Here is a 10,304-nt window from a genome sequence, read left to right as displayed (position 1 = left end):
ATACTGTTTAGTTTTCAAAGTTCATTTTTTTAAATCATCTCTCTTGCGACGACTATTAAATCATATCATGTCTCATCATTTTTGTCAAGACTTTTTAAAATTTATTTTTGACAAAACCTTGATTAATGTGACAACGATGTATATATTATCACATTAAAAATATAATGTCAATACACTTTAAACTTTTATTATTCCCGATAACTTTAATGCCATAAGAGTAACTCCTATTAGCACTATTAAATAAGGCCAGTGAAAAATCACTGGCCCTGTTTCTAATTTTAAATTCTACACTTTAAATGTAACTATTGCCTTTTCCAATTCATTAATCGTATTCTTTAAAGCACTAGACATGTTAGTTATCTCTGTTATAGTAGCATTTTGTTCTTCTATGGAAGCTGAAACTTCCTCCGTAGATGCTGATGTTTCTTCACATACAGCGGATATATGCTCAACAACGCTGCTAACTTCCTTTTTAATGTCCATTACTTTTATAACACTTGTATTAATATGCTCCACCTTATCTACTATAATATTTATTTCATTATTTATATTATCAAAATTTGACATGGCCTCTTTTAAAGCTGCATTTTGCTCTTCCATAACTTGTTCATTTTTATCTATAGCCTCTACAGCTTTATTTACTTCTTCCTTTATGGAATATACGATATTTGCCACATCACTACTTGAAGTTGCCGTATCGTTTGCCAAATTTCTTATTTCATCTGCAACAACGGCAAATCCTCTTCCAACCTCCCCTGCTCTAGCTGCTTCTATGGCTGCATTTAGTGCAAGCAAATTGGTTTGTTGTGATATGTTTGTTATAGTTTCCAATATATTTTCTATTATATTAGCTTTTTCATTAAGGTTTTTTACCACTTGAACAACTTCATAATGGGTATTATTTACTTTCTTAACCTTATCTTCTAAAGTATTAAAAGAATCTATACTTTTTATGTTAGCTTCAAATATCTTTTCTGATGAATCCTTACTTTCTGTCACATGATCATTCATCAGGTTAATTTCTTTATCCAACTCAAATACTATCTCTACACCCTTTTGTGCATCCATAGATTGATCATTAGCTCCACTAGCTACTTCCATCACAGCACTAGCAATCTCTCCATTAGCTATTTCCGTTTCTTTTATGGCTGTAATTAAAGATTCAGATGAACTGTCTACTACCTGTGATGAGTCCTTTATATTAGTTACAACTCCTCTAGTATTATTGATCATTTTATTAAAGGAGTCACTTAATTTACCAATTTCATTATTGTTCTTATAATTGCTTACTACAGATAAATCTCCCTGGGATGCCTTTTCAAAATTATTAGATAATATGGTAATAGGTCTAGTTATACTATTAGATAATACATAGGATAATCCTATCATTACTAAAGCTACTATTCCTAATACTAGGAAATTCATTTTTTCTACTCCATTTAAAAAATATAAGGCCTCTTTTTTCTCCTGCACAGTAATAACAGCCCAGTCTTTACTGTTTCCAGGAACTTTTATAGGCGTATAGGCACTGACAACTTGTTCTCCCTCTATATTTTCATATTGAACAAATCCCTTTTTCCCCGATAAGGCTTCCTTTGTTATTTCCAAAAGTTTATCACTTACTTTGATATCCTTTTCCTTATACTTAAACTTTCCATTTGAATCTTTTAATTTATTACCACTTCCATCTTTTTCGTAATCGCTTCTCTTTAGGGTAATATAATTATATTGTTCTTCCACTAATGTCTTATCCGGGTGTGCAACTAATTGTCCCTGGCTGTCTACTATGTAGATATAACTTCCTTGACCTATGTTAAATTTCTCTACTAGCTCTTGAAATGTCTTTAAGTTAACATCTGTACCTAATATTCCTTTTAGCTCCTCTTTTTCATATACAGGAAAAAAAACAGAACTTACAGCATTACCATTTGCTATAGATATGTAAGATTTACTTAGAAATGGCTTTTTATCTTCCATCATTTGTTTAAACCACCATCTACTAGCTCTATTTCCTAAATTACCACTAGTTCTAGCCGTTTGATCACCGTTAACATCTTGAATATATATTAATTCAAAATATTCATTTCTCTTAATATTTTCCTTTATTACTTCAGTTTGTTCTTCACCAATAAAGGATCTTATATCGTTGTTATTTGCCAATTGTTCCGTTATTAAATATGACTTATGTAAAAATTCCTCTACATTTTTACATATACTATCTGCCATATTTATATGCTTACTTTCAATTTCCATATCATACTTATTATCAATAATTTTTAGAGATATTAAGTTTGATACAATTAAAGGCCCTATGGCGATTAAAATCATGATGATAGTTAATTGTGTCCGTAATTTTTTCATATAATTACCTCCTCACAAGGATTTTAACAAAATATTTATAATTATACAACATTTTCGTGCCAAATATATATCCTATTAACGAACATTTCACATAGTACCCCTTTATTGCATATATAAATAGGAAGAAAGTCGTTCACATTTTTAAAAAAAGTTTTAGGATTGTTGTCTGAAAATTGTTTCATATTCTGTTTTTAGGGTAGATATATAGTATAAAGATTCATAAGTTGGGAGGAATATTATATGAAATTTTCCAAGTTAATAGAAAGTATTAAATCCGTAAGAGATTATAAAATGAGCAAGGTTGAAGACTCTAAATTAAATGAAATATTAAATATAGTAAAAAATAATAAATTTTTTAATAAAGGTAAAATGGATATAGTTGTATTAAACAATGGAAATAAAGTATACGATTCACTAAAAGGTAAGGCAGGATACTATGGAAACATGATAAAGGCCCCATATTATCTTCTTATTACATCTGATGAGTTTTCCGATAATAAGAAATATGGTGGATATTTAATGGAGTTAGCTAGATTAAAGGCCTTTGACTTAGGTTTAGGTAGTTGCTTTATTAATATAGATGATCCATACACAATAAAAAAACACTTTAACATAAAAAAAGAGCCTATTGCATTTATCTCACTAGGATATGCTTATACAGGCATATTCAAAAAGGATATATCTTCAAAACCACCTAGATCAGGTATGGAAGATATGGTTTATATTAATAATTGGGGACAAAAGGCTGATCCTAATATATTAGAACAGAGGGGCCTTTCCCACATTCTTTACTACTCTAAATATGCTCCCTCTTGGGGTAATATAGAACCTTGGAAGTTTTTAATTAATGAAAACAAAATATCCCTATTCATAGATAATAAGAACATAAAGGATGTTAACTTGCATGCTGGAATAATCATGTTGTATATAGAACAAATTGCTTTAGAAGAGGGTATTCCTAGTCTTTGGCATTTAGTTCCACAGGATTTTCCTGATATCCCTAATAATTACTCCTCTATTGGCTATTTCTCCATATAATAACCAATAGAAAGGGAGCCTTAGGCTCCCCTTCTTTTATGGGTAATTTTCTTATGTGGACGAATATAAAAGTAATTAGAATTCGCCCCTAACTAAAAGATTGTCTACATACTTCTTGAAGTAACTACATCTATCCCTGTATTAAATATATTCTTTAACACAATGTCTCCTGCTTTAACTGGAGCTTTTAATTGAATTTTATCTAATAATTTCATACATTCAAATACTTTATCCTTTGGAATATCTCCATTAGTTTTTACAGGTATCCTATTTAAAAGTCCACCTTCTATTTTTACTGTGGAAGTTACTACTCTAGTTGGATTAGTGAGTTCCTTCACTCCATAATCCTTACCCCTTGGACACTTGTTTCCTAATACTGTATATTTTTCCTTTTCTTCTATAACATCTAAACGACATCCCATAGGACATACAATACAAACTAATTCATGTTTTTTCACTTAAGCTCCCTCCTTCTCTAAATAAACTTCCTTTTTTAGACAAGCTTCTTTTTCTAAATAAACTTCTATTTTAGAGCCATCTGCACAACTTAAGTCTTCCTTCTTAATTTTTACAGATTCCATTTCTCCAGGAGCTACGTGTCTCTTTTTCATTCTTTTAACTTCTTTTCCATCTATTTTAACTACCATTTCTACATTATGGTACACATTGTCTACTCTCATAAATAAATCTAGTGTCTTATCAATATTTTCAGGTCTTACTACTTGAGGAACTATATACCTTACTCCATTTTTACCTTCTGTCTTAAGTGTAGTTCCTTCTTTCTTGAGCTCATTGTTTACGTACTTAGCAGCACTTGCTCCAGCTCTTCTACTTTCAGCTGTAACGAAATCTACTAAGTCATGTACGTGTACTACGTTACCACAGGCAAATACACCTTCTATATTTGTTTCCATAGCTTCATTTACTATAGGTCCAGAAGTTATTCTATCCATGTCTACACCAGCTTGAACAGATAGTTCATTTTCTGGAATTAATCCTACTGATAAAAGTAATGTATCACATTCAAATTCCTTTTCTGTACCAGGAATAGGTTTAAACTTTTCATCTACTTGAGCTATTACGATTCCCTCTACTCTATCTCTACCTTTAATTTCAGTAATAGTATGGCTTAATAATAGGGGAATTCCATAGTCATCTAAACACTGAACTATATTTCTTGTAAGTCCACCAGAGAAAGGCATTAATTCTGCCACAGCTTGCACTTGTGCTCCTTCTAGTGTCATTCTTCTAGCCATTATAAGACCAATATCTCCAGATCCTAATATAACTACTTTTTTTCCAACCATGTAGCCTTCCATGTTTACAAATCTTTGAGCAGTTCCAGCCGTGAATACTCCTGCTGGTCTAGCTCCAGGAATACTAATGGCGCCTCTAGTTCTTTCTCTACATCCCATGGCTAAAACTATTGCTTTGGCTTGAATATTCATAAACCCATCCGTTGAATTTATAGCACTTATAGTTTTATTTTGGTTCATATCTAATACCATAGTATCTAACTTATATTCGATTCCCATGTTTCTTAATTCTACTATGAATCTTTCAGCATACTCAGGTCCCGTTAACTCTTCTTTGAATTCGTGCAATCCAAACCCATTGTGAATACATTGTTGAAGTATTCCACCTAGTTCTCTATCTCTCTCTATAACTAATATATTATCTACACCATTTTTCTTAGCTTCTATAGCTGCAGCTAATCCTGCAGGTCCTCCACCTATAACAACAACATTATAATTTAACACAATTACACCTCCTATGACTTACGCCTGTTTAGTTTCTTCTGTTAAGATATATGATTTTCTACTATCCTTAACTATGTTCTTAATATCTTCTTTTAACTCACGTGCTAAGATTTCCATTACTCTTGGTCCACAGAAACCACCTTGACATCTACCCATTCCCGGTCTAACTCTTCTCTTAATAGCATCTACAGTTTTTCCTCCTGCATTTCTATTTATACAATCAACAATCTCTCCTTCTGTTATGTTTTCACATCTACAGATTATTGTTCCGTATCTAGAGTCCTTTTTAATGATCTCTGCCTTTTCTTCATCACTTAATTCCATAAATCTTATTACAGGTTTTCTAGTTGGATTGAAATTCTCATTATCTTTTAAGTCAGTATTAATGTTTCTAAATATATCAATAGCATATTCTGCAATAGCAGGTGCTGCCGATAATCCTGGTGACTCTATACCAGCCACATTAATGAATCCACTAGCGTCCTTTGATTCTTCTATTATGAAGTCCCCTGTAGAAGGTTTTGCTCTAAGTCCTGAAAAACTTGTTATAGTTTTTCTAAAATCTATTTTGTCTGTAGTCTTTCTAGACTTTTCTCTAATAAATCCAATTCTCTCTGAAGTAGTTTCTAATGCTTCCCTATCATCTAATCCTTCTGCATCAGGACCTACTAATAAGTTTCCATGTACTGTTGGTGCAACTAAAACACCCTTTCCAGATTTTGTAGGAGCTTGGAATATAACATGATTTACTAAACTTCCTACACTCTTATCTAATATGTTGTACTGTCCTCTTGTAGGAACTATTTCAAAAGTTTTTTCTCCAACCATTTCATTTATTTTATCTGCATATACGCCGGCACAGTTAAATATATATTTAGCTTCTATTTCTCCATGGTTAGTATCTATTACAAACTTATCATCTTCCTTTTTCATATCTGTAACTTCTGTTTCTAATCTTATTTCACATCCATTATCCCCTGCATTTTCAGCTAATGCTACTGACAGTTCCCAAGGACTGACAATTCCTGCTGTTGGTGCATATAAAGCTCCGATTATATCCTTACTTAGGTTAGGTTCCATTTCTTTAACCTCTTCCTCAGTTAAGATTTTCATATTAGGAATATTGTTTTTTATTCCTCTCTCATATAAGTCACGTACACTTTCCATTTCTTCTTCATTTGTAGCAATAACAAATGATCCTATTCTTTTAAATGGAACGTCTAACTCAGTACAGACCTTGTCATACATGGCATTTCCCTTTGCATTTAATAGTCCCTTTAAAGTTCCATCCTTTGCATCATATCCGGCATGGACTATGGCACTATTTGCCTTAGTAGTTCCGTTTGAAATATCTGTATCTTTGTCTATTAAAACTATCTTTAAATCATATTTAGTTAACTCTCTTGCTATAAATGTACCGGCAATTCCTGCTCCGATTACAGCTACATCATACATTCTATTTCCCTCCTTAAAAACGATAGAAAAAAGCCGTACAAAACTCACCTATGTTTCCATAGGTAGTTTGTACGGCTCTCCATTTTTCTCCGCCCTAATATTTAATTTATATTTGGATTATAGCATCTGTGAAAACGATTGTCAAGATGTTATTTTTTATACTTTAAAGGTAATTTTACTCTTCTTCCCACATTCTAGATCTTTCTACTGCTTTTCTCCAACCTGCATATTTCTTTTCTTTGTCTTCTTCAGCCATTGCTAACTCAAACTTTCTGTCTACGCTCCATTTCTTACCTAGTTCTTCTTTAGACTCCCAGAATCCAACTGCAAGACCTGCTAAATATGCTGCTCCCATCGCTGTAGTTTCAATGATATTAGGTCTAACAACAGGTACTCCTAATATGTCTGATTGGAACTGCATTAAGAAGTTATTAGCAACTGCTCCACCATCAACTTTAAGTTCTGTTAAATTGATCTTAGAATCTTCTTGCATAGCTTCTAATACGTCTCTAGTTTGGTATGCTATAGACTCTAATGTAGCTCTTATAATGTGATATCTATTTGCCCCTCTAGTAAGACCTACTATAGTTCCTCTTGCATACATATCCCAATATGGTGCTCCAAGTCCAACAAATGCTGGTACTACATATACTCCGTTAGTGTCATCAACTTTACTTGCAAAATATTCACTGTCACTAGCATCATGAATTAATTTAAGTTCATCTCTTAACCATTGAACACTAGCACCAGCAACGAATATACTTCCCTCTAATGCATATTCAACTTTTCCATCTACTCCCCAAGCAATAGTAGTAAGTAGACCATTATTTGAAGGTACTAATTCTTCTCCAGTGTTCATTAACATGAAGCATCCTGTACCATAAGTATTCTTAGCCATACCTGGTTCATAACAAGCTTGCCCGAATAATGCTGCATGTTGATCTCCAGCTGCTCCAGCTATTGGAATTCTAGCTCCACCGAAAGTCTTTTCATCAGTGTACCCATATATTTCACTAGAAGGTTTAACTTCTGGTAACATGGACTTAGGAATTCCTAATTCTGCTAGGATCTTTTCATCCCACTTTAATTCTTTAATATTATATAATAAAGTTCTTGAAGCATTTGAATAGTCAGTAACGTGAACTTCACCTCTAGTTAAGTTCCATATTAACCAAGTATCCATAGTACCAAATAATAAGTCTCCTGCTTCAGCCTTTTCTCTTGCACCTTCAACGTTATCTAATATCCATTTTACTTTTGTTCCAGAGAAATATGCATCTACTACTAATCCAGTATTTTCTCTAATATATCCTTCTAATCCTCTTTCTTTTAAGTCATCGCAAATTGCTGCTGTTTGACGTGATTGCCAAACTATTGCATTATATACTGGCTTTCCAGTATTTTTGTCCCAAACTATAGTTGTTTCTCTTTGGTTAGTGATACCAATAGCTGCAACCTCTTCTGGACTTATTCCAGCAGTTTCTAATACTTCTCTAGCTACACCACTTTGAGTTCCCCAAATTTCCATTCCATCGTGTTCAACCCAACCTGGCTTTGGATATATTTGAGTAAATTCCTTTTGTGCTACTTTAACTATATTTCCATCGTGGTCGAATAATATTGCTCTTGAACTAGTTGTTCCTTGATCTAAGGCCATGATATACTTTTTTTGCATTTTTGTTTCCCCCTTATATTTCTTTTATATGAAAGATTGTTAAATATTTATTTTTATCTCTATTTATGTTATAATATTAGTTACGATTAATTATATTTTTTATTTAATTTTATGGTGAGATTTTTCCGGTCTCATCTTTTTTTATTTTTATAAACAAGATAATATAAATCCACCAAGTGTTCCACCGATTAATGCCATTACTACATTTACAAAACCTTTTGATACATCGTCTCCTGACATTGCTGATGCTACAAATAATCCAGCACCTGCAGCCCATGCCATATCTATCCAAGCTCCACCAGATTGAACTATAATTCCAACTCCGTGAGTTAATGTCCAAGTTGTTCCTACTATGAATCCAGCTGCCATCCAGCCACCAATTGCTCCCCACGCATCACACATTTTACCCCAACATAATCTAATTAAAAATGGAAATATGAACGCACCTGCGAAAGTAGTTATTATATTAGCCATAGTCATAATTTATATCCTCCCTTCAAATTCCTAAGCTTCAGCCTTTTCTTTTTCTGCCAAATAACATTCTAATTTGTAAGCAGTAAATCCGCCTACTACTCCACCAATTAATACTACTCCTAATGTTGGCATAGATGCGATTCCAGCTTCTATTCCCTGTTCAAATACGCCCCTCATAGTTCCAGCCATACCAATTCCTACAGCCATATCTACAAAAGCTCCGTCATTATTTACAAGTCCGATAAAATGATTTAAAAACCACATAGTTCCAATTATTGCAAAACCTGCGAACCAGCCTCCGCCAATTCCATATTCTCCAGCAAATGCGCCCCATACACTCATTACAAACATACCTGCTATTGCAGTTCCTAGTATAGTTCCTAAATGTTTCAAAATAGGCACCTCCTCAATTATTTTTCATGATTTTTTAAAATTCCTTTAAACCTTAATCAAACCTCCCTTTAGCTGCTCCTCCTCTCATTTTTAGAAAACGTTTACTTTCCTTGCCAATAAAATAAGGTTACTCAAGGCGGAAAGTTTGTCTATTAGTAAACGTTTTCCTTTTTCTTAAAAAAATTTAATGGCCATTATAAATAATTTACATGTACCATAACTTTTCATTACTTGCTGATATACCCATAGCTCCAGCCTTAAGACCTTCTATTATATCTTCTTTATCACTAATAAGTCCTCCTGCTATAACAGGAATATTTATTTCTTTTTTTAATTTCTTAATAATTTTAGGTATAATTCCTGGTAATATTTCTATTGCATCTGGTTGGATGCTTTTAGCCGTTTTTATACCAGTTTCCAATGATATAGTATCTAGTATGAATAATCTTTGAATTGCGAAAATTCCTAATGTTCTTGCCTTTTTAATCAGATGAGTCTTAGTAGTAATTATACCATCAGGTTTCATATTTTCATAAATATATCTAAGAGCAACTGTATCCTTAGAAAAACCTTCTAGCAAATCTACGTGAACATACACTAATTTATCGCTTTCTTTTAACTTTTGAATTACGCCTTTTAAATTAAAAATGTCCCCTGATAATAGAAAACATATTTCACAGGGCGATTTTATAACCTTGTCTACATCTTCTATGTTTCTTATTGCTGCTATCATGGGATTTTCTTGAATTTTATCATAAAACAAATTCTTTTTCAAGTTTTTTATCCCCTCTCCATATATTCCCTTTTATGTTTTTTTCCTTTTAATCCCTTTTTATTTATTTTTTTATAAGTTTTTCCCCTTTTAGTATATAAATTATTCATCATAAAAACAAGTAATGTTAATTTTATAACAGCTTTTTTTGTTTGTAAAATATTTCTTATATATTTTATATTATACTTTATTAGAAAATATTCCAATATATTTTAGACAAGTAGAATGGTGCAGATTCTATTTAAACAAAAATTCATGCTTCGTTATGGAACCCTCTTGTTCCCTTCGACGATTACTATGGCAAGCTGAATACCCTCCTTTAAACACGCAGGGCAATGCTTTCCCTACAATCCCTTCTTTTTTTATTGATTTATAT

General features: G+C 32.5%; 9 protein-coding genes. 1 reads left to right on the top strand and 8 read right to left on the bottom strand.

What is annotated here, in order from left to right:
• Positions 1-285: 285 nt before the first annotated feature.
• Complete coding sequence (locus CCE28_RS21495; RefSeq protein ID WP_095136254.1) at positions 286-2,361, bottom strand: methyl-accepting chemotaxis protein; 2,076 nt, start codon at positions 2,359-2,361, stop codon at positions 286-288.
• Positions 2,362-2,601: 240 nt separating this feature from the next.
• On the opposite strand from CCE28_RS21495, the gene CCE28_RS21490 reads away from it, so the two are divergent.
• A complete protein-coding gene (locus CCE28_RS21490) occupies positions 2,602-3,399 on the top strand; it encodes a nitroreductase family protein (protein ID WP_095136252.1) in 798 nt (265 codons plus the stop codon).
• Between the two features lie 104 nt (positions 3,400-3,503).
• On the opposite strand, the gene CCE28_RS21485 is transcribed toward CCE28_RS21490, so the two are convergent.
• The 7 genes from CCE28_RS21485 to CCE28_RS21455 all read right to left on the bottom strand — a co-directional run bounded on the left by CCE28_RS21485 (position 3,504) and on the right by CCE28_RS21455 (position 9,931).
• Positions 3,504-3,857: a DUF1667 domain-containing protein gene (locus CCE28_RS21485; protein ID WP_330396896.1), complete on the bottom strand. Its 354-nt coding sequence runs from the start codon at positions 3,855-3,857 to the stop codon at positions 3,504-3,506.
• Complete coding sequence (locus CCE28_RS21480; RefSeq protein ID WP_095136250.1) at positions 3,858-5,159, bottom strand: NAD(P)/FAD-dependent oxidoreductase; 1,302 nt, start codon at positions 5,157-5,159, stop codon at positions 3,858-3,860.
• 18 nt (positions 5,160-5,177) lie between these two features.
• Positions 5,178-6,614, bottom strand: coding sequence for an NAD(P)/FAD-dependent oxidoreductase (locus tag CCE28_RS21475; RefSeq protein WP_095136248.1), 1,437 nt, complete (start codon positions 6,612-6,614; stop codon positions 5,178-5,180).
• Between the two features lie 175 nt (positions 6,615-6,789).
• Positions 6,790-8,289 carry a glycerol kinase GlpK gene (glpK, locus tag CCE28_RS21470; RefSeq protein WP_095136247.1) on the bottom strand — a complete coding sequence of 500 codons (1,500 nt, stop codon included), beginning with the start codon at positions 8,287-8,289 and terminating at the stop codon, positions 6,790-6,792.
• 147 nt (positions 8,290-8,436) lie between these two features.
• Positions 8,437-8,769, bottom strand: coding sequence for a Lin0368 family putative glycerol transporter subunit (locus CCE28_RS21465; RefSeq protein WP_095136246.1), 333 nt, complete (start codon positions 8,767-8,769; stop codon positions 8,437-8,439).
• A 24-nt stretch (positions 8,770-8,793) separates the two neighbouring features.
• The gene (locus tag CCE28_RS21460; protein ID WP_095136245.1) at positions 8,794-9,156 is read right to left on the bottom strand and encodes a Lin0368 family putative glycerol transporter subunit; all 363 of its coding nucleotides are present in this window, start codon (positions 9,154-9,156) and stop codon (positions 8,794-8,796) included.
• A gap of 205 nt (positions 9,157-9,361) precedes the next feature.
• Positions 9,362-9,931, bottom strand: a complete 570-nt coding sequence (locus CCE28_RS21455) for a glycerol-3-phosphate responsive antiterminator (protein WP_242973054.1) — start codon at positions 9,929-9,931, stop codon at positions 9,362-9,364.
• Positions 9,932-10,304: the final 373 nt, after the last annotated feature.

This window comes from Anaeromicrobium sediminis, from assembly GCF_002270055.1.
GTDB lineage: Bacteria > Bacillota > Clostridia > Peptostreptococcales > Thermotaleaceae > Anaeromicrobium > Anaeromicrobium sediminis.
This window is presented reverse-complemented; position numbering and strand designations above follow the sequence as displayed.

Bases quoted from the DNA above. Each gene is read 5' to 3' on its own strand.
- CCE28_RS21495 (WP_095136254.1), bottom strand. From the start codon at position 2,361: ATGAAAAAATTACGGACACAATTAACTATCATCATGATTTTAATCGCC.
- CCE28_RS21490 (WP_095136252.1), top strand. From the start codon at position 2,602: ATGAAATTTTCCAAGTTAATAGAAAGTATTAAATCCGTAAGAGATTAT.
- CCE28_RS21465 (WP_095136246.1), bottom strand. From the start codon at position 8,769: ATGACTATGGCTAATATAATAACTACTTTCGCAGGTGCGTTCATATTT.
- glpK (WP_095136247.1), bottom strand. From the start codon at position 8,289: ATGCAAAAAAAGTATATCATGGCCTTAGATCAAGGAACAACTAGTTCA.
- CCE28_RS21475 (WP_095136248.1), bottom strand. From the start codon at position 6,614: ATGTATGATGTAGCTGTAATCGGAGCAGGAATTGCCGGTACATTTATA.